Raw genomic sequence first — 23,071 nt, 5'->3', positions numbered from 1 at the left:
CCTTGCTCCGGAAGGCGTGAGGGGCGGCGCGGCTCAGCCGGCCCGGAAGGACGCGCAGTCGCAGGGATGGTCGAGCAGCTCGGTCAGCTCGTCGTCGAGGGCGAGGATGCTGATCGAGGCGCCGGCCATCTCCAGCGAGGTGCAGTAATTGCCGACCCAGGTGGCGTGCACGCCGATGCCCTTGCGGGCCAGGCGCTGGTGCACGCGCCGGCTGATGACGTAGAGCTCCATCAGCGGGGTCGAGCCGAGCGAGTTGACCAGCACCGCCACCTTGTCGCCCTTGCGCGAAGGCAGCTCGGCGAAGATGCGCTCCAGGATCTCGTCCGTCACCTCGTCGGCGCTGCGCAGCGGCTCGCGGGCGATGCCGGGCTCGCCATGGATGCCCATGCCGATCTCCATGTCGTTCTCGCCGATCTCGAAATTGTGGCGCAGCGTGTGCGGCAGCGAGCAGGGCGACAGGGCGACGCCCATGGTGAACGTGCTGGCATTGGCCTTGCGGGCGGCGCGCTCGCAGTCCTCCAGCGACCACATCCGGTCGCAGGCGGCACCGGCGATCTTGAAGATGAAGAAATTGCCGGCGACGCCGCGCCGCTTTCCCTTCTGGTCCGCCGGCGCCGAGGCGACGTCGTCGGTGGTCAGCACGGTGCGCACCTCGATGTCGTCCATCGCCGCCATCTCGGCGGCCATGTCGAAGTTCATGACGTCGCCGGTGTAGTTGCCGTACATGAACAGCACGCCGGCGCCGCCGCTGGCCGCCTTGGCGCATTCGAGGATCGGGTCGGGCGGGGGCGAGGCGAAGACGTTGCCGACGGCGCAGGCATCGGCCAGGCCCCGGCCGACGAAGCCGAGGAAGGTCGGCTCGTGCCCGGAGCCGCCGCCGATCACCAGGCCGACCTTGCCGGGCCGCGGCCCGTCGACCGCGACGACCGAGCGCGGGCTGCCCGTCACCTGCCTGAGATGCCGGGGATGGGCGCCGACGACGCCCTCCAGCATCTCCTCGATGATGTTCTTGGGGTCGTTGATCAGTTTCTTGGTCCGCACGACCTTTCCTCCCATGTCCTGAATCTTGCGGCTGCTGCGCTGCGGCTCGCTGACCTCCGGCGCCTCGTCCGCCTTGAGCACGCTGCGGCCGGTGGCGGCGTCCGTCACCAGGATGGTGGCGTGGCCGCCGCGCAGGCAGGCCAGCACCGCCGGCACCTTGTCCGGCCCGCCGGCGACGGCGATGCGCGTCTTGATCCGGCCGATCTCCTCCAGCGACAGGCCGATCATGCGCGCATCGAGCTCGCCCTGCACCGGCCGGCCGTGATCGTCCATGAAGCGCCCGGCCACCACGGCGGTGGCGCGCAGGGCATGATACTGCGTCATCGCCGCCTGCCCGATCAGGCCGCTGGTGTAGATCAGGCTGTCGGGGCGGGTGGAGCAGATGCCGAACAGGATCTTGTCGGCCCGCCTGAGGAGGTCGAACTGCTCGCGCAAGATCGGCTCGGCCATCAGCATGTCGCGCGCCGCCGCCGAGGAGACCACCGCCGGCGCGGTGAGGCTGATGCAGCGCGCTCCCAGGGGCTCGGCGAGGCGCGAGGCGCAGCGCTCGGGCGCGAAGTCGAAGGTCGCCGTGGTGCCCCCCGTCACCTGGATCACCGAGAGGTCGGGGATGGCGACGTGGCTCATGCTGTCGGCGATCGCCATCACCGTGCGGCCCCAGGCGACGCCGAGGGTGTCGCCCGGCCGGAGCAGGCTGCGCAGCACGCCGGCGCCGGCCTCGCCCAGGCGCTTGACCAGCGGCCGGCTGCCGTCGTCCTCGGGCACGACGATGCATTCGGCGAGCCTGAAGCGCTGTTTCAGCGCTTGGGCGATGCCGAGGGCGCCGAGGCGCGAGGGCTCGATGTTGAGGCTGACGATGCCGCGGGTGCGCGCCTCGGCGAGGTAGCCGTTCACCGTGGCGCGGGAGATGCCCATCACCTTGGCGATGTCGTTCTGGGTCAGGCCGTCATGGACATAGAGCCAGCCGGCCCAGAGCAGCAGGTCGTCCCGGAACTGCAGCGGGATGGCCTCGGCCCTCTCTCTCATCGCTTCCTCGCTTCGTGCCGCGCCGGCATCTTGACATTTGTTGTACATGATTTGAATTATGTCGCAATACGAACTGGGACGGGCATCGTCGGCGGGGCGCCGAGGGGGTACCGGAGCCAGCAGAAGGCCGGAACGGCCTTGGGAAACGCAAGCAAGACCGCTGCTCAGGAGGGACGTCATGACGAGAAACCCGCAAGCAGGCCCGGGTGCGGGCCTGGTGATACCGCGCCGCACGCTGCTCAAGGGCGCGGCGGCGCTCGGCCTGTCCAGCGCCTTCGGCGCGCCGTTCATCAACCGCCTCAAGGCGGCCGAGGCCCATCCGCTCGCCGGCAAGAAGATCGAGATGAACGTGCTCGGCATCGCCGGCTGGCTGCCGTCCTCGCTCGGCGTGAAGATGTCGCCGCTCTTCGCCGACTATGTGAAGGAGAGATACGGCTACGACGTCAGCTTCGGCTTCGCCGAGGCCCCGTTCGCCGACCTGTTCCAGAAGGCGGCCACCTCGCTGGCGACCAAGAGCCAGGAATACAACATCATCATTTCCGATTCGCAGTGGCTGGGCGCGCTCGCCAAGGCCGGCTGGATCCTCAAGCTCAACGACGCTATCGCCGCCAACAAGAACCTGCAGCTCGACTGGTACTCCCAGACCGTGATCGACACCTACATGGTCTATCCCGACGGCTCGAAGGACATTTACGGCCTGCCGCAGGAAGGCGACACCATCGCCCTCTATATCCGCAAGGACATGCTGCACGACCCGGCCGAGCAGCAGGCGTTCGCCGCCAAGTACAATGCCAAGCTGCCGCAGACCTTCGAGGACTTCGACGCCCTCACCATGGACGAGTTCGAGAAGGTCGCGGAATTCTTCACGCGCCCCGACAAGCAGGTCTGGGGCACGGCGATGCAGAACAGCCGCGTCTACGACTTTGCCACCTGCTTCTACTACCCCTTCCTCTGGAGCCAGGGCGGCGACATCTGGGACGCCAAGACCGGTCAGGTCGAGGGCATCCTCAACACCGACGCCAACGCCAAGGCGCTGGAGCAGATGAAGTCCTGGCTGAAGTACCAGCCGCCGGGCGCGACCAATTTCGGCATCGCCGAGGAGATCGACGTCTTCCAGCAGGGCAAGGTGTTCTCCTGCTTCCAGTGGGCGGCCGTGGGCCTTGCCATGATCAACGACGCCAACCGCGACAAGGTCATGGTGGTACCCCCGCCCAAGCACGGCAAGGGCGCCGACGCCAAGCGCATCTACACCATGGGCGGCCAGCCCTGGGTGATCAACGCCTTCAACGACGAGGCGAAGATGCGGGTCGCCATCGACTTCATGAACTGGTGGTACCTGCCCGAGACCACGCTGGAATATGCCAAGCGCGGCGGCAATCCCTGCGACAAGGCCACCCTGTCCAAGCCGGAATTCGACACGATCAACCCGTGGAACCGGGCCTACAAGTTCATGCTGGAGCCGGGCCGCTCGCGCGACTTCTGGCACGACCCGAAATATTCGGAGATGCTGGCGGTGCAGCAGGAAGGCTTCACCTCCTACCTCACCGGGCAGACCGCGAGCGCCAAGCAGGCGCTCGACTATGTCGCCTGCCAGCAGCAGCAGATCCTGTACGATTCCGGCACGGCCAAGACCGAACCCACCGGCGTGTGCGGCAGCATCTCGCTCTGAGGCCGCCCGACCGCGACCTGCCGCCCGGCACCCCGACGGTGCCGGGCGGCGCCCCTCCGGCTCGATGCGCCGCGCGGGCGTGAGACGGCGCCGGAGCGCCGAGGAGAAGAAGGCTCGTCATGTCCAAACCGTCCCGCGCGGCCGGCCGCCCGCGCCTCCTGGATGACCGGCGCATGCTGGTCCTGGTGCTGCTCGCGCCGGTGCTGACCTTCTTCGTCGTGTTCAACACCATCCCGACGCTGTGGCTGCTCGGGCTGTCCTTCTACAACTACTCGCTGACCAGCGGCGCGCCGCCCGAATTCATCGGCCTGCGCAATTTCGTGCAGATCTTCGGCAACCGCAACGGCATCTGGTTCGACCTGTCGCGCACCTTCGTCTTCGTCGGCTTCGGCGTCGGCATCCAGACCGTGCTCGGCGCCCTGCTCGGCTTCCTCTTCTGGGGCTCCAAGGCGATGCCCGGCCGGCGCCTCGCCCTGACGCTGCTGTTCGCGCCGATGGTGCTGACGCCGGTGGCGACCGGCACCTTCTTCCGCTTCATCTACGACCCGACCTTCGGCGTGCTCAATGCCATCCTGCACGGCCTGTTCGGCACGCAGCCGATCAACTTCATCGGCGATCCCGCCACCGCCTACTGGGCGGTGCTGGCGGTCGATTGCTGGATGTGGACGCCGTTCATGACGCTGATGACGCTCGCGGCCCTCGGCTCGGTGCCGACGGCCGAGCTGGAGGCGGCGGAGATCGACCGCATCCCCTGGCCGCGCCGGCTGACCCTGGTGATCTGGCACCACGGCAAGTTCATCCTGATGCTCGGCGTGCTCCTGCGCACCATCGACAGCTTCAAGACGCTCGACCTGATCATCCCGATGACCAAGGGCGGCCCGGGCCAGCAGACCCGGCTGGTGGCGCTGGAGCTCAACAAGCAGGCCTTCGAAAGCTTCAACATGGGCTGGTCCTCGGCCTACTCGGTGCTGCTGCTGCTCATCTCCATCGCCATGACCTCTGTGTTCATCTTCGTGCTCAACCTGCGCCGGCGGAGGCAGGCATGAGCCGGCTCCGCGACACCGTCTATTACGGCCTGCTCTGGCTGGTCTCGCTGTTCTTCGCCGCGCCGATCGGCTGGATCGTCCTGTCCTCGTTCAAGACGCGCGACGACATCCTGGCCGTGCCGCCCAAGCTCGTCTTCGTGCCGACGCTGCAGAACTATGTCGACCTGTTCGGCCGCCAGTCGCTGCTGCTGCAGATGGCCAATTCGGTGTTCCTGTCGCTGGCGGCGGTGGTGCTGGCCGTGGTCGTCTCGTTCCTGGCCGCGTTCTGCTTCTCGCGCTTCAAGCCCAGGGGCACCGACTTCCTGATGTTCCTGCTGCTCTCGATCCGCATGCTGCCCGGACCGGCGGTGATCCTGCCGGTCTACCTGATGTATGCGGGCTTCGGCTGGAAGGACAACCACCTCTGGCTGGCGCTGTTCTACGCCATGTTCTCGATCCCCTTCTCCGTCTGGATCCTGAAGGGCTTTCTGGACGGCGTCTCGATCCGGTTCGACGAGACCGGCATCGTCAATGGCGGCTCCTGGTTCCACGTCATCTTCAAGGTGGTTCTGCCGCAGGTGAAGCCGGGATTGATCGCGGCCTTCATCTTCAACCTGATCTTCGTCTGGAACGAGTTCCTGTTCAACTTCATCATCGGCGGCGTGTCGACCCAGAACATTCCCTATGCCCTGGCGGTCGGCACCTATTCGGACGGCGGCCTGAACTGGACCTTCATCTCGGCCCTGACGACCATCTACGTCATCCCGCCGATCCTGTTCATCTACGTGTTCCAGAAATACCTGCTGGTCGGCATGACCTTCGGCACGGTGCGCGGCGAGGTCTGAGATGAAGCATGCCCGCTCCTTCCCCGAGCGCGCCGAGCGCGTGCTGATCGCCGCGCTGCTGGTCGGCATCGCGCTGATCGCCCAGCGCATCAACATCGTGCTGTTCAAGACCGGCCTCGGCGTGCTGGTGGTCGCCACGTTTCTTCAGATCGCGGTCGGCAACCTGCCCAAGGAGGCCTCGCTCGGGCGCAGCCTCGTGCTGATCGCCGTGATCCTGGCGATCGTCGCCGCGGTGTTCGCCATCGGCATCGTGCTCGTCCCCGTGCTGTCGCAGATGGGGCGGTGATGCCGGCGCTTTCCTTCCAGTCGATCTCGAAGGCCTATCGCGGCCGCCCGGCGCTCGAAGCCCTCAGCTTCGACGTCGAGCCGCAGAGCTTCACGGTGATCTGCGGCCCGCCCAAGGCGGGCAAGTCGGTGCTGTTTCGCCTGCTGGTCGGCCTGGAGCAGCCCGATGCCGGCTGCATCATGCTCGCCGGCGAGGACATCACCCGCCTTTCCGCCGCGCAGCGGGCGATCGGCTATGTCCCGCAGAGCTTCGCGCTCTATCCGCACCTCACCGTGCGCCAGAACATCGCCTATCCCCTGACGCTGGCCCGGGCGCCGCAGGCGGAGATCGCCCGGCGCGTCGACCGGGCCGCCGGGATTCTCTCGATCGCCCATCTCCTCGCCAAGACGCCCGACCAGCTCTCGGGCGGGGAGAAGCAGCGCGTCGCGGTGGCGCGCGGCCTGCTCAAGAACGCCGACGTCTTCGTGCTCGACGACCCGCTGGTCGGCCTCGACTACAAGCTGCGCGAGCGGCTGATGGACGAGCTCAAGGGCCTGCGCGAGGAGCTGAAGGCGACCTTCCTCTATGCCACCTCCGATTCGCTCGAGGCGCTGACCATGGCCCAGCGCCTCGTCGTGCTCGACGCCGGGCGCCTCGTCGAGCACGACGAGGCGACGCGCATCTATCACGATCCCGGCCATGCCCGGTCGCTCGACCTGATCGGCTTTCCCCATGCCAATCTCCTCAAAGGCCGGGCCGAAGGCACTCGCCTCACGGCCGGGCCGCTGACGTTCGGCCTGGCCGAACCCCTGCCTGCGGCAGAGGTGCTGGTCGGGCTCCGGCCGGAAGCGCTGAAGCTCGGCACCGGCGCCGGCATCGACTTCCAGGGCCGGGTGCGACTGGTCGAGAACCTCGGCGGCGAGGCCGTGGTCTATGCGCAGGCGGGCGGGCAGGACCTGACGCTCAGCCTGCCGCTCTCCGGCGAGCCGCCGCCGGACTTCGACGCCGCCGTGGCGCTGACCGTCGATCCCGGGACGCTGATGCTGTTCGACGCGGCGAGCGGCCGGCGGCTCACCTTCCGGGCGGCCCAAGCAGAGCTTCGCGGATCGGAATGCGATTCCGGCCCGCGAAACTCTGCTTAGACTTTGAGATTCTGCAGAATTTCCGAGCCCCCCGTGGGCGGAGTTCGAAAATTCTGCTTGAGGAGGGGCCATGGCCGAGATCGTCATCGACCGCGTCGTCAAGCGCTTCGGCAGCTTCAATGCCGTCGACGACATCGCCATGCGCTTCGCCGACGGCGAGGTCGCCTGCCTGCTCGGGCCCTCGGGCTGCGGCAAGACCACGCTGATGCGCATCATCGCCGGGCTGGAGCGGCCGACCTCGGGGCGCGTGCTGTTCGGCGGGCGCGACGTCACCGGCCTCGCGCCGCGCCAACGCAATGTCGGCATGGTGTTCCAATATCCGGTGATGTACCCGACCCTGTCCGTGGCCGAGAACATCGCCCTGCCGCTGCACTATGACCGCTCGGTCTCGGCGGCGGAGCGGCAGAAGCGGGTCGAGGCGGTGCTCGACGTGCTCGACATCCGCGACCTCGCAGGCGCCTATATCGAGGAGCTCAACGCCGGCAATCGCCAGAAGGTGGCGGTCGGACGCGCGGTGGCGCGCCAGTCGGAGATCGTGCTGTTCGACGAGCCGACCACCAATGTCGAGGTCAATGCCAAGCTGGCGCTGATTCGCGCCTTCAAGGCGGTGACGCAGCGCCTGCGCCAGACCATCGTCTACGTCACCCACGACCAGACCGAGGCGATGACCCTGGCCGACCGCATCGCGCTGATGCAGAGCGGCAAGATCGTGCAATACGACCAGCCGCAGGAGCTCTACAACAACCCCACCACCGAGTTCGGCGGCTGGTTCCTCGGCAATCCCGGCATGAACTTCATCCCGGCGGCGGTGGCCGGCGGACGCATCACCGCGCCGATCCTGACCGAGGCGCTGCCGGCCCCGGCCGGTCTGAAGCCGGGCGCCGCCGTCACGCTCGGCATCCGGCCGGAGCTGGTCAGGATGCAGGGCGAGGCGGGTCCCGGCACCGTGCCGGCCATCCTCACCGACCAGGCCATCGGCATTGCCGGACGCTACCTCACCAAGGCGCGGATCGGCGACGTCGTGATCAAGGTCAACACCGAAGGCGTGCCGCCGTCGCGGCTCGGCGGCACCGTCCATCTCTGCGCGCCGCGGGCGCGGCTGATGGTGTTCGCCGACGGCGTGCGGGTGGCGACGTGATCCACAAGAACAATCTCCAGGGGGCAGCCATGCGCTACGACGTCTCCGTCATCGGCCTCTATATCCTCGACGTCCTCGGCCGGCCGGTGAGCCGCATCCCCGAGCGCGGCAATGTCGAGTTCATCGACGAAATCCGCCTCACCGTGGCCGGCACCGCCGGCGGCACGGTGGTCGACACCGCCAAGCTCGGCCTCAGGAGCCTGGCGGTTGGCGCGGTCGGCAACGACGAGAAGGCCGATTTCGTGCTGGCGACGCTGGCCAAGTTCGGGGTCGACACCTCGGCCATGCAGCGCCTTCCCGGCGTGCCGACCTCGGCCACCATCCTCAACGTGCGGCCGAACGGCGAGCGCCCGGCCCTGCACGTGCGCGGCGCGTCCGACCATTTCGACGTGCCCGAGAGCCTCTACGACCAGGTGTTCGACGCGCCGATCGTGCATCTCGGCGGCACCGGCCTCCTGAAGACGCTGGACGGCGAAAGAAGCCGGATCCTGCTGCAGGAGGCCAAGCGGCGCGGCCGGACCGTCACCTTCGACCTGATCGCGGCGAGCCGCGAAACCGCCGGCCTCGTCCTGCCGCTGCTGCCGCATATCGACTATTTCATGCCCTCGATCGAGGAGGCGCGCGACATGTCCGGCCGCTCGACGGTCGAGGACTGCGCCGCCTTCTATCTCGATGCCGGCGCGGCCTGCTGCGTCTTCACCCTCGGCGGCGAGGGCGCCTACTACGCCCATCGCGACGGCACCCGCCTTGCGGTGCCGGCCTACGACATCGCCGTGGTCGACACGACCGGCTGCGGCGACGCCTTCGACGCCGGCTTCATCACGGCGCTGCACCACCGCATGGACCCGGAGGCGGCGGTGCGCTTCGCCCAGGCCGCCGCCGGCCTGGTCGCCACCGGCCTCGGCTCGGACGCGGGCATCGTCTCCTTCGAGCACACGCAGGAGCAGATGCGGCGCTGGCGGGTGAAGGGGTAGGGGCGGCGGCGTCGCCGGAAACATCGCGAACAGGGGAGGCGCGACGCCCCCTTGCGGGGAGGGGTGAGGGGCTGGGGGGCGATCAGGATGAGGTGTCCCGCCGGTCGCAGGGCCTGCCCAATTCTCGATCCGCCGTGGCGGGCGTCACGACCCCCACCCCGTACCCCTCCCCGCAAGGGGGAGGGGACTTGCAGGCGTCGCGCCTGCGCGGAATTCGCTCACAGCACCTTGCCCGGGTTCAGCAGCCCCTTCGGGTCGATCGCCTGCTTGACCACCCGCATCAGCGCCAGCTCCTCCGGCGTGCGGGTGTAGGGCAGGTAGGGCTTCTTCTTCAGCCCGATGCCGTGCTCGGCCGAGATGGTGCCGCCGTGCTGGCGCACGAGGCGGTAGACCACGGCGTCGATGGGGGCATAGGGCTGCGGATCGGCGCCGGGCACGCAGGCGACGATGTGCATGTTGCCGTCGGCGATATGGCCGTAGAACAGGCCGAGGCAGCCGGGGAGCTCGGCCGCCAGGGCCTCGCGGCAGGCGCGGGCATAGGCGTCCATGCCGGCGACCGGCAGGCCGATGTCGAAGGAGGCGTGCGGGCCGAGGACGAGCTTGAGCTCGGCGGCCGCATCGCGCACGCCCCAGAACGCCTTGACGTCGGCGAGCGACTGGGCGACCGCGGCGTCCTCGATCAGGCCGGCTTCGGCTTCACTCTCCAGCCAGGCGTCGAAGCGCCCGGCGTCGGCGGAGTCGCTGCCCTGGGCCTCGACCAGCACGTAGAAGGCATGGCCGCGACCGATCGGGCTGCGCACGCCGGCGACGCGCTCGGTCGCGACCTGCCAATAGTCCGGCCACATCACCTCGAAGGCCGAGAGGATCGGGCCGAGGCCGCGCCGCGCCGCGGCGAGGAAGGCGAGCACCGCGTCATAGCTGGCGAGGCCGCAGAGCGCCGCCATGGTGCAGGCCGGCGCGGGATGGAGGCGCAGCACCGCCCGGGTGATGATGCCGAGCGTGCCCTCGCTGCCGACGAAAAGCTGCTTCAGGTCGTAGCCGGCATTGTTCTTCAGCATCTTGTTGAGGCTGGTGACGAGCGTGCCGTCGGGCAGCGCCGCCTCGAGGCCGAGCACCATGTCGCGGGCCATGCCGTAGCGCAGCACCCGGTTGCCGCCGGCATTGGTGGAGAGATTGCCGCCGATGGTGCAGGAGCCGCGGGCCCCGAGGTCGAGGGCGAAGAAGAAGCCGGCGTCCTCGGCGGCGCGCTGCACCGCCTCCAGCGTCGTGCCGGCACGCACCGTCATGGTGGCCGCCGCCGGGTCGATCTCCTCGATGCCGGTGAGGCGCTCCAGCGAGAGCGCGATGGCGCCCTCGATCGGCCGGGCGCCGCCGGCGAGGCCGGTGAGGCCGCCCTGCGGGACCACGGCGATGCCGGCCGCGACGGCGGCGCCGAGCGCCGTCGCCACGCCCTGCGGGTCGGCGGGACGCACCACCGCCAGCGGCCGCACCGGGCCGAGGGTGCTCCAGTCCTGCTGGTTGCGGGCGGGCAGATCGGCGCCGGACAGCACGGCCTGCGGACCGAGCGTCGCCCTGAGGCGGTCGATCAGATCGGCTTCGGCAGTGCTCATCGTGTTCCCTCTGCTCGTGGGCGGCTCAGGCGCCTCGCCCGGCGCGGAAGCGCAGCTGCTGGTCGACGCAGGCCAGCGCCGCATCGCGCATCAGGCCGACGTCGCTTGCCACCGGCACGAGCTGGTAGCCGGCTTCGAACAGGCTCTGCCAGGTGGCGCCGGCGCTCGGCACCGTGCCCATCGGCTTGCCGCTGGCGCGCATCGCCGCCTCGGCCCGGGCGACCAGCGCGCGGACGTCGGGATGGTCGAGCTCCTCCAGCCGGCCGATCGACCCGGCCATGTCGTTGACGCCGAGAAAGGGGACGTCGACTCCGTCCACCGCGGCGATCTCGGCGGCGCGGCCGACCGCCTCGGCCGATTCGATCTGCACGATTAGGAGGAGCTCGTCATTGGCGCCGCGCATATAGTCCTTGGCCTTGCCATAGGTCGAGGCGCGCACCAGTGGGGCGGCATAGCCGCGCCGGCCCTGCGGGGGATAGCGGCAGGCCTGCACGGCGGCACGGGCCTCCTCCGCCGTCTCCACCGAGGGGATCATCAGCGAGTCGGCGCCGGCGTCGAGGATGCGCTTGAGGAAGACCGGGTCGTTCCAGGGCACGCGCACGATGCAGGGCGTCGCCGGACCGACGGCGCGCAGCATGTCGGCCGCGTCCTTCACATCGCCCGGGCCATGCTCGAGGTCGAGGATCAGGAAGTCGAAACCCTGGTGGGCGAGGATCTCGGCATTGACGGCGCTGCCCGTCCCGATCCAGGCGCCGAACAGCGCCTCGCCCTGCGCCAGGCGCCGCTTCAGCAGATTCGGCTTGACCATCCTCGTCTCCTCACAGTCCCGTGCCGGCCTCCGGCCGCGCCGAAGATTGGGCCCCCAGGGATTTGACCCCCGTGTGTGGCGGAAGCGACCCGGGGCGGATCAATCCAGTCGGTCTGGATGGATATCAGCCTGAAAATCTGAAGTACAGTACTTTTAATGCGCCCGCACCGGCGCGGTTTCCGGCCCGGGTGGCTGGCCGCAGCGGCTCGCTCCGTCGCTTCCGCTGCAGGATTGATGGGAAAACTGCCATGTGGTATGCAAGAAGCACCCGATGCAACCTCGGCGGGCTGCCATTGCGGCAGGTTCCACAATCGGGCCGACCTCGCACGATCGAACCCAAGAAGGCAAGCTTGCGACCGATGACGGCCTCTTCCGGCGCCCTGTCCATCGACCGCCCTCGCTCGCTGACCGCCACCGTGGCGGAGCGGCTGCGGCAGGCGATCATCGATTCGGAGCTGCCGCTCGGCAGCGAATTGTCGGAGGTCGGCCTGGCGGCGAAGCTCGGCGTCAGCCGCACCCCGGTGCGCGAGGCCCTCTCGATGCTGCAGCTGCAGGGCATGGTCAACATCGTGCCGCAGAAGGGCAGCTACGTCTTCTTCCCAACCGAGCAGGACATTCTCGATCTGTGCGAATATCGCATCGTCATCGAGCTCAGGGCGGTGAGCTTCTCCCTGGCGCGGCGGCGCGAGGCGACGCTCGCCATGCTGCACGAGGCCCTCGCCGCCATGACGGCAGCGCGCGGGCGTGGCGATCCCGTCGCCTATTCCCGGGCCGACACGCTGTTCCACGAGGCCTTCATCCGCAATTGCCGCAATCGCTACCTCGAGGAGGGCTACGCCCTCGCCGCCGGACCCATCGCGACGCTGCGCACCCATCTCTCCGTGCCGCTCGCCGGCGTCCAGGACCGCTCCTATGTCGAGCACCAGGAGATCGCCGAGGGGTTTGCCCGCGGCGACGTGGTGGCGATCGAATCGATCCTGGTGCGCCACATCCTCGGCACCCGCGAATCCTATGTCCGGGCGCTGCAGCAGGGAATCATCGCCAGCCGGCCAGGCGAGTGAGAGACAGCCCCGGTCCTCATCGAGCCCGGCGATCCCGCCGCCGCCGACGGCGCCCATGGGCGCCGTGTTGTTGGCGGGCGGGAGCGGGGCACGGCCAGCGCCGCGCCTCAGCCCCGCGAGCTTGGCGAGCCCGGCGAGCTCCGCGAGCCCCGCGGTTCGGGATAGGGCGTGCCGTCCTTGTGCACGAAGCGGCCGTCGGCGTTGGCGCTCATCATGTCGATGTCGGAGCAGGTGATGACATCGGCGGGCGAGCGCGTGCCGACCTCGAGATAGACCGCCATGGCACCCGAGCGGTTGATCATGTGATGGCCGTTGCCCGAGCCTTTCGGAAAGGCGGCGCAATCGCCGGCACGCAGCACCGTCTCGCCGCCGTCCTCGACCAGCGTCACCTCGCCTTCGAGCACATGGACGAACTCGTCCTCGTGCGAATGCCAGTGGCGCTGGCTCGACCAGTTGCCCGGCGGCAGGCGCATGAGATTGACGCCGAAATCGGTGAGCCCGCCGGCATTGCCGAGCCGCTGGCGCACACGGTCGGCGCAGGGAGCGTCGAACGGCGCCGGATAGCCCGAGCCCCTGCGTTGCGGGACGGCGGCGATGTCGATCTTGGGCATGACGATGGTCCCGGTGATCCGCGTCCGGTCTCGCGCGTCGTGGCCGGCGCACGGCCGGCCTAGCACGAGTCGCGGGGCGAGATCATGCCCGCCATGTCCTGCACGCGGCGGCTTCCGTCTTGCGCGATGTCCTGGCACAATGTACCTTAGGTTCAACATTCCGAATACGACACCGCAAGGCCGACGAAGACCCCGCATCAGCGGAGCAGGCGCCGCCAATGCGGCCGGAAAAAACAGACAAGAAGGAGGATCGCCGTGAAACCATCCATCGCACTCGCCGCCCTGGTGGCGCTGCCGCTCGCCACGTCAGCCCTGGCGGACACGTCAGGCAAGAAGGTCGCACTCTCCAACAACTACGCCGGCAACTCCTGGCGCCAGGCCATGCTCCAGAGCTGGGACAAGGTCGGCAAGCAGGCCGTGGCCGACAAGACCATCGCGGCGGCCGATCCGTTCACCACCGCCGACAAGGAGGCGCCGACCCAGGCGGCCCAGATCCAGAACCTGATCCTGCAGGGCTACGACGCCATCGTCGTCGACGCGGCCTCGCCCGAGGCGCTCAACGGCGCGGTGAAGCAGGCCTGCGACGCCGGCATCGTGGTGGTCGCCTTCGACGGGCTGGTGACCGAGCCCTGCGCCTACAAGGTCACGGTCGACCTCGCCGAGACCTACGGCGCCGAGCAGGTGCGCCAGGTCGCCAAGCGCCTGCCGGGCGGCGGCAACCTGCTCTATGTCCGCGGCCTCGCCGGCACCTCGATCGACGACGACATCACCAGGGGCGTGATGGCCGAGATCGCCAAGCACCCGAACCTGAAGATCGTCTCCTCGGTCAACGGCAACTGGGACCAGACCACGGCGCAGAAGGCGGTCGCCACCGTGCTGCCCTCGCTGCCCGAGATCGCCGGCGTGATCGACCAGGGCGGCGACGGCTACGGCACGGCGCAGGCCTTCAAGGCCGCCGGGCGCACGCTGCCGCTGATCATGCTCGGCAACCGCCAGGACGAGCTCGCCTGGTGGAAGGAGCAGCGCGCCGCCCCCGGCGGCTACGACACCTGGTCCGCCTCCGAGGCGCCGGGCATGGTGACCTTCGCCTTCTGGGTGGCCCAGCAGGTGCTCGACGGCAAGGAGGTGCCCAAGCAGGTGCCGATGGGCATCCTGACGATCGACAGCGCCGAGCTCGACAAATATCTGGCCGGCACGCCTGTCGGCGGGGTGGCCAATGTGGAATATTCGCAGGCCGAGGTGATCAAAGCGATCGCCGCGGCCAAGTGACGGCCGCGATCCCCCGGGCCAGGGCGGACATGACCGGCGAAGCGGCAGGCGTGGTGCGGCTCGAGGCGGTCGCCAAGAGCTTCGGCAGCGTCAAGGCCCTTGCAGGCGTCGACTTCACCGTCGATGCCGGCGAGCTGATCGGGCTCGTCGGCCATAACGGCGCCGGCAAGTCGACGCTGATGCATATCCTCGCCGGCACGCTCGCGCCCAGCGCGGGGCGCATCGTGATCGGCGGCACGGTGCGGCCGGACTATTCCGTCGCCACCGCGCAGGCGCTGGGCCTGCGCTGCGTCTTCCAGGAATTGTCGCTCTGCCCCAACCTGACCGTGGCGGAGAACACGCGGGTGATCCATGCCGGGCTGACCGGCATCGGCTGGCGCCGGCGGGCCGGCGCGCTCATCGGCCGCAAGCTCGACGAGATCTTTCCCGGGCACGGCATCGATCCCGCCGACGTGGTGCAGGACCTCTCGATCGGCCGGCGCCAGATGGTCGAGGTCGCCCGCGCCTTCACGGTGACGGACGAGCCGCTGCATCTCGTCATCCTCGACGAGCCGACCTCCTCGCTCGACGCCCATACCGCCGGCCAGCTCCTCGCCCATGTCCGGCGCGCGGTGGCGGGCGGCGTGAGCTGCATCCTGATCTCGCACGTGCTCGGCGAGATCCTCGACAATGCCGACCGGGTGCTGATCATGCGCGACGGCGCGGTGGTCGCCGGCGGCCCGGCGGCGGACTATGACCGTGGCCGGCTGGTCGCCGCCATGGGCGCCGACCATCGCCGCGCCGCTCCGCCGGCTGCGTCCGGCAAGGCGCGCGGCGCCGCGCCGGAGCGGGTGCGGGCCGCGACGCCGCAGGGCGGGGCCGGGCTCCTCGCCCGTGCCGGCGAGGTCATCGGCCTTGCCGGCCTCGCCGGGCACGGGCAGACCGAGATGCTGCTGCGCATCTTCGATGGAGCGCGCCGGCGCATCCCGGGCGTCGAGGTCCGCGGCCGGGTGGCCCTGGTGGCCGGCGACCGGCAGCGCGACGGCGTGTTCCCGCTCTGGTCGATCGCCGACAACATCGCCGTCGGCTCGATCGCGGCGCTGCGCCGGGGCCTGCTGATCTCGCGCCGGCGCGAGGAGGCGCTGGCCGAGCAGTGGCGGCGGGCGATCGGCATCCGCACGCCCGATATGGCCAACAACATCCTGACCCTGTCCGGCGGCAACCAGCAGAAGGCGCTGTTCGCCCGGGCGCTGGCCTGCGACGCGCCGATCATCCTGATGGACGATCCGATGCGCGGCGTCGACGTCGGCACCAAGCTGGAGGTCTACGACCTGATCCGGGCGGAGGCGCGCAAGGGCCGCACCTTCGTCTGGTACACGACCGAGATCGAGGAGCTCGATCATTGCGACCATGTCTACGTGTTCCGCGGCGGCGCCGTCGTCGCCGATCTCGGCCGTGAGGAGCTGACGGAGGAGAAGGTGATCCAGTCGTCCTTCCTGGAGGCCTCGCAGGCATGAGCGTGGTGACGGCGAGCCAGCGCCTGCCCTTCCTCGCGGCGCCGCGCCGCACGCTGCGCGCGGCGCTGCCGGCCCTGTCCTTCCTGATGGTGCTCGCCGCGATCGGCTGGCTGAACCCGCGCGCCATCAGCTATCTCGGCTTCAACCTGATGCTGAACCTGGCGATCCCGATCGCCCTGGCGACGATCGCCCAGATGTTCGTCATCGCCATCAACGATCTCGACCTCTCCATCGGCTTCTTCGTCAGCTTCGTGGGCTGCGTCGGCGCCACCTGGCTGGTGCAGGAGCCGGCCCTCGGCGTCATGGTGATCCTCGGCTCGATCGCGGTCTATGCCCTGGTCGGCGCCCTCATCCACCTGCGCGACCTGCCTTCGATCGTGGTGACGCTCGGCATGAGCTTCGTGTGGCAGGGCGCCGCCATCCTCATGCTGCCGCAGCCCGGCGGCAAGGCGCCGGAATGGCTGCGCGCCTTCATGGGCGTGCACGTGCCCTACGTGCCGTTCCCGATCGTCGCGGCCGTGGTGATCGCCCTCGTCACGCACCTGGCGCTGATGCGCACCTCCTGGGGCGCCATCCTGCGCGGCGCCGGCGGCAATCCCCAGTCGATCCAGCGGGCCGGCCGGTCGCTGCTCGCCATCCGCATCATCGCCTTCGCCCTCGCCGGCCTGTTCGGCGTGCTCTCCGGCCTGGCGCTGATCGGCCTCTCCACCGCCGCGGACGCCAATATCGGCAACGGCTACACCCTGCTCTCGATCGCCGGCGTCATCCTCGGCGGCGGCGAGTTCGTCGGCGGGCGTATCTCGCCGGTCGGCGCTGTCATCGGCGCGCTCACCCTGGCCGTCGCCTCATCCTCGCTGCTCTCCTTCCTGCACCTGCCGCCGGACTGGCAGGTCGGCGCCAACGGCGCCATCCTGATCGTCATCCTGGCGGCGCGGGTGCTGATCAGCCGGACGGAGGCCTGAGCCATGGACCGCGCGGCCAGGCTCCTGTCCAAGCCCTGGATCTGGTCCTTCGCCGGGGCCGGGGCGGTGTTCCTCGCCACCATCGGCTTCACCGGCGGCCACGGCGCCGGCGGCATGGCGACGGCGGCGCTGTCGCTCGCCGTGTTCATGGTGGTGGTCGGCATCGGCCAGATGTTCGTCATCACGCTCGGGCCCGGCAATGTCGACCTGTCGCTGCCGGCCAATATCGGCCTCGCCAGCGCGGTGGCGATGAAGGTGATGGGCGGCAGCGACGCCATGATCGCGCTCGGCGTCGCCGCCGCGCTCGGCAGCGGCATCGCGGTCGGCGCCGCCAATTATCTCCTGATCGCGGCGCTGCGCATCCCGCCGATCATCGCCACCTTGTCGGCGAGCTTCATCATCCAGTCGATCGACATCGCCTATGGCCGCGGCCTGCAGATCAAGCCGCCGCCCGGCTTTGCCGACTTTGCCAATGCGACCATCCTCGGCTTTCCCGTCCTGGCGCTCGCGGCCCTGGTCATGACGGCGTTGTTCGCCCTGCTGCTGCACCGCATGGTGTTCGGCCGCTCGGTCACCGCCATCGGCCAGAACATGCGCGCCGCGCACCTCGCCGGCATCGCGGTGGCGCGCACGCGCTGCCTCACCTACATGCTGTGCGGCGCGCTCGGCGGCCTCAGCGGCGCGCTGCTGGCCGGCTATTTCCGCGGCGCCTCGGTCGATCTCGGCAACGAGTACCTGCTCGCCTCGATCGCCGTGGTGGTGATCGGCGGCACCTCGGTCGCCGGCGGCCAGGCCAGCGCCGCGGGCCTGTGGGGCGCCTCGCTGTTCCTGGTGTTCCTGCAGATCATGCTCAACACCTTCGGCGCCAGCGCCGGCATGCGGCTGATCGTGACCGGCCTCGTCATCATCGCGGTGATCACCGTCGCCGGCGGCCGCAAGACGCGGCGCCGGTGAGGCGCAGCCGGGCCCTCAGACCGCCACCGCCTGCTCGCTGCGGCCTTCCTGCCCGAAGACGCGCAGATAGCGCTCGATCGCCGCCGGATCGCCCGTGGCCTTGGCGAGGTTGTCGGAGAGCTTGACCGCCGGCATGCCGTCGACCTCAGTGATCTTGCAGACCAGCGAGATCGGGTCGAGCAGCGGGTTGGGGCGCGAGGCGCAGTTGCGGAAATCGTTGGTGAGGTTGGTGCCCCAGCCGTAGCTGATGCGGATGCGCCCGGCGAAGGCCTTGTGGGCGGTCTCGATGCTGTCGATGTCGAGACCGTCGGAGAAGATGATCAGCTTGTCGCGCGGGTCGCGGCCGCGGGCGCGGTACCAGGCGATGATCTCCTCGCCAGCCGGCAGGATCGGCTTGGAGTCGGGCCGCATGCCGGTCCAGTCGGACACCCAGTCGGGGGCGCGCTCGAGGAAGGCGGCGGTGCCGAACGTGTCGGGCAGCACGATCAGCAGGTTGCCGTCGTAGAAATCCTTCCACATCTCCAGCACCTTGTAGGGCGAGGCGCGCAGCGCCTTGTCGTCCGCGCCGGCGAGGGCGGCATAGACCATCGGCAGCTCGTGGGCGTTGGTGCCGATCGATTCCAGGTCGTTGTTCATGGCGAGCAGCACGTTGGAGGTGCCGACGAAGGCGCTGCCCAGGCCCTCCTTCATCGCCTCCACGCACCAGCTCTGCCAGATGAAGCCGTGGCGCCGGCGCGTGCCGAAATCGGAGATGCGCAGGCCGGGCAGCTTCTTCAGCCGCTCGATCTTGGACCAGAGCTTGGCCTTGGCCCGGGCATAGAGGATGTCGAGCTCGAAGCGCCCGAGCGCCCGCGTCGCCGCGCGCGACTTCAATTCGTTGATGATGGCGAGCGCCGGCACCTCCCACATGGTGGCCTCGGCCCAGGGCGCGTCGAACTCCAGCACATAGTCGCCGTTCTCGATGCGCAGCTCGTAGTCGGGCAGGCGGAAGCTCTCCAGCCAGGTCAGGAAGTCGGGCCGGAAGATGTGGCGCCGGCCGTAGAACGTGTTGCCGGCGAGCCAGATCAATTCGCGCTTGGTGAAGCGCAGCGTGCGGGCATGGTCGAGCTGGTCGCGCAGCTCGGCCTCGTCGATGATCGAGGCGAGGTTGACCGACCTGGTCCGGTTGATGACGGAGAAGCGGGTGCGCACGGACTGGTTCCGCGCATGGATCGGCTGCAGCATCAGGAGCTTGTAGAAATCCGTGTCGAGCAGGCTGCGGACGATCGGGTCGAGCTTCCAGGTGCGGTCGTAGACGCGCTTTGCGATATCGATGTTCAACACGGGACGAAGCCTCACCAACCCAAGCCGGTCGCCGGGTCCGCCGCCGGGCGGCGCGGACGTCCGGCCAACCTCATGGCTCGGCAGGACCTGTCGGCCGGAACCCGTTCCAGTCCGCGTTTTCCCGCCGAGACCGGAAAGAGGTGAACATCGGGCTAATCGGCGGGAAGATCAAGCGGCGTCGTTTTGCCTCGAACCAGCCCGATGAGCCCTGGCGCGGCTCGGCGCTCCCTTGCGTTTCCGTCCACGGGGCGGCATGGTCTTCGCCCTTTCCCGGCCGCGCGCCTCACAGCGCGCGGCCGCACACTATCCGGGATGTTCTCCATGAAGGTCACGCTCGAGCGAGCTGCGCTGCTGAAGACGCTGGGACACGTGCACCGCGTCGTCGAGCGCCGCAACACCATCCCGATCCTGTCCAACGTCCTCCTGGCGGTCGAGAGCAGCGCGCTGCGCCTCAAGGCGACCGACCTCGACCTCGAGATCGTCGAATCCTCGCCCGCCGATGTCGGCATGGAGGGCGCCACCACCGTGCCGGCCCATACGCTCTACGACATCGTGCGCAAGCTGCCCGACGGGGCGCAGGTGTCGCTGGAAGGCGGGGGCGAGGCGACACAGCTGGTGGTGCGCTCGGGACGCTCGCGCTTCACCCTGCAGACGCTGCCGCCTTCCGACTTTCCAGACCTCGCCGCCGGCGACTTCCCGCACCGCTTCGAGCTCAAGGCCGCCGACCTGCAGAAGCTGATCGAAAAGACCCAGTTCGCCATCTCCACCGAGGAGACGCGTTATTATCTCAACGGCATCTATCTCCACACGCTGGAGGTGGAGGGCGAGGCACGCCTGCGCGCCGTCGCCACCGACGGCCACCGCCTCGCCAGGGTCGAGCTGCCCGCCCCGGCCGGCTCGGCCGGCATGCCCGGCGTGATCCTGCCGCGCAAGACCGTCGGCGAGATCCTGAAGCTGATGGAGGATCCGGAGGCCCTGGTATCGGTGGAGCTGTCGCCGGCCAAGGTGCGCTTCACCGTCGGCCCGGTGGTGCTGACCTCCAAGCTGATCGACGGCACCTTCCCGGACTATGCCCGCGTCATCCCGGTTGCCAACGATCGCCGTCTGACCGTCGAGCGCGGCGACTTCGCCGCCGCCGTCGACCGCGTCTCGACCATCTCCTCCGAGCGCGGCCGCGCCGTGAAGCTCTCCCTGTCCGACCGGCGGCTGGTGCTGACCGTGGTCAATCCGGACAGCGGCACCGCCACCGAGGAGATCGAGGTCGACTACGACGCCGATCCGCTCGATATCGGCTTCAACTCCCGCTATCTCCTCGACATCGCCGCCCAGCTCGACGGCGACACGGCCCTGCTCAAGTTCGCCGATCCCGGCTCGCCGACCCTGGTGCAGGACCGCGAGGGCGCGGCGGCGCTCTACGTGCTGATGCCGATGCGGGTCTGAGCCGGCGCGCCGCGGCCGCTCAGCCGCTCAGGACCGACGCCCTCGACCATGACCCGGGCCGCCCGCATCACGCGCCTGATCCTGACGCGCTTTCGCTCCTACGCCGCGCTCGATTTCGCCGTCGAGGCGAAGCTGGTGGCGCTGACCGGGCCGAACGGCGCCGGCAAGACCAACCTGCTCGAAGCCCTGTCGCTGCTCACCCCCGGCCGCGGCCTGCGCCGGGCCGATCTCAGCGACATGGCCCATGCCGCCGGCGACGGCTCCTTCGCCGTGGCGGTCGAGGTCGACGGGGCGCTCGGGCCGGTGCATCTGGGCACCGGCCTCGACGCCGGGCCGGAGCCCGGACCGCGCAAGATCCGGATCGAGCGCCAGCCGGCCTCGTCCCCCGCCGCCTTCGCCGACCATCTGCGCGTGGTCTGGCTGACGCCGGCGATGGACGGCCTGTTCGCCGGCTCGGCGGGGGAGCGCCGGCGCTTCCTCGACCGACTGGTCCTGGCGGTCGATGCCGGCCATGGCAGCCGGGTCAACGCCCTGGAGAAGGCGTTGCGCGGCCGCAACCGCCTCCTGGAGGAGCGCGCCGGCGATGCGCGCTGGCTCGATGCCGCCGAGCGGGAAGTGGCCGAGCTCGCCATCGCCGTCGCCGCGGCGCGGGCCGACACGGTGCGGCGCCTGGCCGGGCTGATCGCGGAGGAGGCGGACCCGGCCTCGCCGTTCCCCTTCGCCCGCCTGGCGCTGGACGGGGCGATCGAGAACGCCGTGCTCGACGAGCCGGCGCTGGCGGTGGAGGAGCGCTATCGCGGCCGGCTGCGCGAGGCCCGCCCGCGCGACCGCGCCGCCGGCCGCACGCTCGAAGGCCCGCATCTCACCGACCTCCTGGTCGAGCACGGGCCCAAGGCCATCGCCGCCGGGCGCGCCTCGACCGGCGAGCAGAAGGCGCTGCTGCTCGGGCTGGTGCTGGCCCATGCCCGGCTGGTGGCGCGCCTCGCCGGCCAGACGCCGGTGATCCTGCTCGACGAGGTCGCGGCCCATCTCGACCCCATGCGGCGCGCGGCGCTCTACGACCGGCTGGAGGCCTTCGGCGCCCAGGTCTGGCTGACCGGCGCCGATCCCCAGGCCTTTGCCGCGATCAGGGGACGGGCGGCGCTGTTCGAGGTCGGCGAGGGCCGCCTCAGGCCCGTGGCGGACTGAGCCGAGGGCCCGGCCGCGACGCTCGACAAGAGCGGGCCAAGGGGCTTCACTGCCCGACAAGGGCGCATCGGGAGACCGGACCATGGATGACGTGCGCAATCGGCGGATCGTGCTGGCGGCGAGGCCGCAGGGGCGGCCGGTGCCGTCCGATTTCCGCATCGAGGAGGTGCCGGCGCCGACGCCGCGCGAGGGCGAGATCCTCCTCCAGGTGCTCACTCTCTCGCTGGATCCCTATATGCGCGGGCGCATGGACGCGGCGAAATCCTATGCCGCTCCGGTCGAGGTCGGCGGCGTGATGGAAGGCGGCACCGTGGCGAAGGTGGTCGCCTCGCGCCATCCCGGCTTCGCGCCCGGCGAGATCGTCCTGTCCCATTCCGGCTGGCAGACCTATGCGCTCTCCGACGGCACCGGCCTGCGCAAGCTCGATCCGGCGCAGGCGCCGGTCTCCACCGCGCTCGGCGTGCTCGGCATGCCCGGCTTTACCGCCTATGCCGGCCTCCTCGCCATCGGCCGGCCGAAGCCCGGCGAGACCGTGGTCGTGGCGGCGGCGAGCGGGCCGGTCGGCTCGGCGGTGGGGCAGATCGCCCGCATCAAGGGCGCCCGCGCCGTCGGCATCGTCGGTGGAGCGGACAAGCTCGCCTTCGTGCGCGACGAGCTCGGCTTCGACGCGGTGGTCGACCACCGCGCGCCCGACCTGCCGGGCCAGCTGCACGGGGCCTGCCCGGAGGGGATCGACATCTATTTCGAGAATGTCGGCGGGGCGGTGTGGGACGCGGTGTTCCCGCTGCTCAACACCTTCGCCCGCATCCCGGTCTGCGGCCTGATCGCCCAGTACAGCGAGGCCGGACCGTTCCCGGGCCCGGATCGGCTGCCGCTCATGATGCGCCAGGTCCTGACCAAGAGCTTCACCCTGCGCGGCTTCATCCAGCGCGAATTCGCCGACCAGCGCCCGGCCTTCTACCGCGATATGGCCGGCTGGATCGCCGACGGGCGGGTGCGCTACCGCGAGGACGTGGTCGACGGGCTCGAGGCGGCGCCGCAGGCCTTCATCGGCATGCTGGAGGGGCGCAATTTCGGCAAGCTGCTGGTGCGAGTATCGGCGGGCTGAGGCAAGAGCATATTCCTGCGAACCGGCGCTCGGTCGCGTGATTGTCGACCTTAGAGCCTGTCTCGAAAGGGTTGAGCGGCTGGAGCGCTCGTGATTCCAAGGGGTTGTTCAGGCTG

The 23,071-nt window shown here is 69.7% G+C and carries 20 protein-coding genes; 15 read left to right on the top strand and 5 right to left on the bottom strand.

The window, feature by feature from the left end:
- Positions 1 to 33: 33 nt before the first annotated feature.
- The gene (locus QO011_RS03775) at positions 34 to 2,067 is read right to left on the bottom strand and encodes a bifunctional sugar-binding transcriptional regulator/dihydroxyacetone kinase subunit DhaK (RefSeq protein WP_307267885.1); all 2,034 of its coding nucleotides are present in this window, start codon (positions 2,065 to 2,067) and stop codon (positions 34 to 36) included.
- Between the two features lie 178 nt (positions 2,068 to 2,245).
- Between QO011_RS03775 and QO011_RS03770 the strand changes: the two genes are divergently transcribed.
- The 7 genes from QO011_RS03770 to QO011_RS03740 all read left to right on the top strand — a co-directional run bounded on the left by QO011_RS03770 (position 2,246) and on the right by QO011_RS03740 (position 9,125).
- A complete protein-coding gene (locus QO011_RS03770) occupies positions 2,246 to 3,736 on the top strand; it encodes an extracellular solute-binding protein (protein ID WP_307267881.1) in 1,491 nt (496 codons plus the stop codon).
- A 119-nt stretch (positions 3,737 to 3,855) separates the two neighbouring features.
- Positions 3,856 to 4,782, top strand: a complete 927-nt coding sequence (locus QO011_RS03765) for a carbohydrate ABC transporter permease (RefSeq protein ID WP_307267877.1) — start codon at positions 3,856 to 3,858, stop codon at positions 4,780 to 4,782.
- A complete protein-coding gene (locus tag QO011_RS03760) occupies positions 4,779 to 5,606 on the top strand; it encodes a carbohydrate ABC transporter permease (protein WP_307267874.1) in 828 nt (275 codons plus the stop codon). The genes QO011_RS03765 and QO011_RS03760 overlap by 4 nt, the downstream gene beginning before the upstream one ends.
- 1 nt (position 5,607) lies before the next feature.
- Positions 5,608 to 5,892 (top strand): hypothetical protein, encoded by a 285-nt coding sequence (locus QO011_RS03755; protein ID WP_307267871.1) that lies wholly within the window; start codon positions 5,608 to 5,610, stop codon positions 5,890 to 5,892.
- Positions 5,892 to 7,013, top strand: a complete 1,122-nt coding sequence (locus QO011_RS03750) for an ABC transporter ATP-binding protein (protein WP_307267867.1) — start codon at positions 5,892 to 5,894, stop codon at positions 7,011 to 7,013. The genes QO011_RS03755 and QO011_RS03750 overlap by 1 nt, the downstream gene beginning before the upstream one ends.
- Before the next feature lie 70 nt (positions 7,014 to 7,083).
- On the top strand, positions 7,084 to 8,151 hold the full coding sequence (locus QO011_RS03745; protein ID WP_307267865.1) for an ABC transporter ATP-binding protein: 1,068 nt from the start codon (positions 7,084 to 7,086) through the stop codon (positions 8,149 to 8,151).
- 29 nt (positions 8,152 to 8,180) lie between these two features.
- The gene (locus QO011_RS03740; protein ID WP_307269215.1) at positions 8,181 to 9,125 is read left to right on the top strand and encodes a carbohydrate kinase family protein; all 945 of its coding nucleotides are present in this window, start codon (positions 8,181 to 8,183) and stop codon (positions 9,123 to 9,125) included.
- A 218-nt stretch (positions 9,126 to 9,343) separates the two neighbouring features.
- On the opposite strand, the gene QO011_RS03735 is transcribed toward QO011_RS03740, so the two are convergent.
- Together QO011_RS03735 and QO011_RS03730 are read right to left on the bottom strand one after the other, a co-directional pair.
- Positions 9,344 to 10,735: an FAD-binding oxidoreductase gene (locus QO011_RS03735; protein ID WP_307267861.1), complete on the bottom strand. Its 1,392-nt coding sequence runs from the start codon at positions 10,733 to 10,735 to the stop codon at positions 9,344 to 9,346.
- A gap of 25 nt (positions 10,736 to 10,760) precedes the next feature.
- Positions 10,761 to 11,543 carry an HpcH/HpaI aldolase family protein gene (locus QO011_RS03730; protein WP_307267858.1) on the bottom strand — a complete coding sequence of 261 codons (783 nt, stop codon included), beginning with the start codon at positions 11,541 to 11,543 and terminating at the stop codon, positions 10,761 to 10,763.
- A 359-nt stretch (positions 11,544 to 11,902) separates the two neighbouring features.
- Between QO011_RS03730 and QO011_RS03725 the strand changes: the two genes are divergently transcribed.
- On the top strand, positions 11,903 to 12,604 hold the full coding sequence (locus tag QO011_RS03725) for a GntR family transcriptional regulator (protein ID WP_307267855.1): 702 nt from the start codon (positions 11,903 to 11,905) through the stop codon (positions 12,602 to 12,604).
- Between the two features lie 107 nt (positions 12,605 to 12,711).
- On the opposite strand, the gene QO011_RS03720 is transcribed toward QO011_RS03725, so the two are convergent.
- Positions 12,712 to 13,215 (bottom strand): cupin domain-containing protein, encoded by a 504-nt coding sequence (locus QO011_RS03720; protein WP_307267851.1) that lies wholly within the window; start codon positions 13,213 to 13,215, stop codon positions 12,712 to 12,714.
- Between the two features lie 255 nt (positions 13,216 to 13,470).
- On the opposite strand from QO011_RS03720, the gene QO011_RS03715 reads away from it, so the two are divergent.
- Genes QO011_RS03715 through QO011_RS03700 form a run of 4 tightly spaced genes read left to right on the top strand, consistent with a single transcriptional unit; the run spans position 13,471 to position 17,896 of the window.
- Complete coding sequence (locus QO011_RS03715) at positions 13,471 to 14,484, top strand: ABC transporter substrate-binding protein (RefSeq protein ID WP_307267848.1); 1,014 nt, start codon at positions 13,471 to 13,473, stop codon at positions 14,482 to 14,484.
- 29 nt (positions 14,485 to 14,513) lie between these two features.
- The gene (locus tag QO011_RS03710) at positions 14,514 to 15,980 is read left to right on the top strand and encodes a sugar ABC transporter ATP-binding protein (RefSeq protein ID WP_307267845.1); all 1,467 of its coding nucleotides are present in this window, start codon (positions 14,514 to 14,516) and stop codon (positions 15,978 to 15,980) included.
- The gene (locus QO011_RS03705) at positions 15,977 to 16,942 is read left to right on the top strand and encodes an ABC transporter permease (RefSeq protein WP_307267842.1); all 966 of its coding nucleotides are present in this window, start codon (positions 15,977 to 15,979) and stop codon (positions 16,940 to 16,942) included. Before QO011_RS03710 ends, QO011_RS03705 begins: the two co-directional genes overlap by 4 nt.
- Positions 16,943 to 16,945: 3 nt before the next feature.
- Complete coding sequence (locus tag QO011_RS03700; protein WP_307267839.1) at positions 16,946 to 17,896, top strand: ABC transporter permease; 951 nt, start codon at positions 16,946 to 16,948, stop codon at positions 17,894 to 17,896.
- A 15-nt stretch (positions 17,897 to 17,911) separates the two neighbouring features.
- Here the strand turns inward: QO011_RS03700 and QO011_RS03695 are convergent, their stop codons facing one another.
- On the bottom strand, positions 17,912 to 19,219 hold the full coding sequence (locus QO011_RS03695; protein WP_307267836.1) for a nicotinate phosphoribosyltransferase: 1,308 nt from the start codon (positions 19,217 to 19,219) through the stop codon (positions 17,912 to 17,914).
- A 321-nt stretch (positions 19,220 to 19,540) separates the two neighbouring features.
- Between QO011_RS03695 and dnaN the strand changes: the two genes are divergently transcribed.
- The 3 genes from dnaN (at position 19,541) to curA (ending at position 22,955) form a co-directional block, all read left to right on the top strand.
- Positions 19,541 to 20,659, top strand: a complete 1,119-nt coding sequence (gene dnaN / locus QO011_RS03690; protein ID WP_307267833.1) for a DNA polymerase III subunit beta — start codon at positions 19,541 to 19,543, stop codon at positions 20,657 to 20,659.
- 48 nt (positions 20,660 to 20,707) lie between these two features.
- A complete protein-coding gene (gene recF / locus QO011_RS03685; RefSeq protein WP_307267830.1) occupies positions 20,708 to 21,847 on the top strand; it encodes a DNA replication/repair protein RecF in 1,140 nt (379 codons plus the stop codon).
- 82 nt (positions 21,848 to 21,929) lie between these two features.
- On the top strand, positions 21,930 to 22,955 hold the full coding sequence (gene curA, locus QO011_RS03680) for an NADPH-dependent curcumin/dihydrocurcumin reductase (RefSeq protein WP_307267828.1): 1,026 nt from the start codon (positions 21,930 to 21,932) through the stop codon (positions 22,953 to 22,955).
- Positions 22,956 to 23,071: the final 116 nt, after the last annotated feature.

This window comes from Labrys wisconsinensis (assembly GCF_030814995.1).
Lineage (GTDB): Bacteria > Pseudomonadota > Alphaproteobacteria > Rhizobiales > Labraceae > Labrys > Labrys wisconsinensis.
This window is presented reverse-complemented; position numbering and strand designations above follow the sequence as displayed.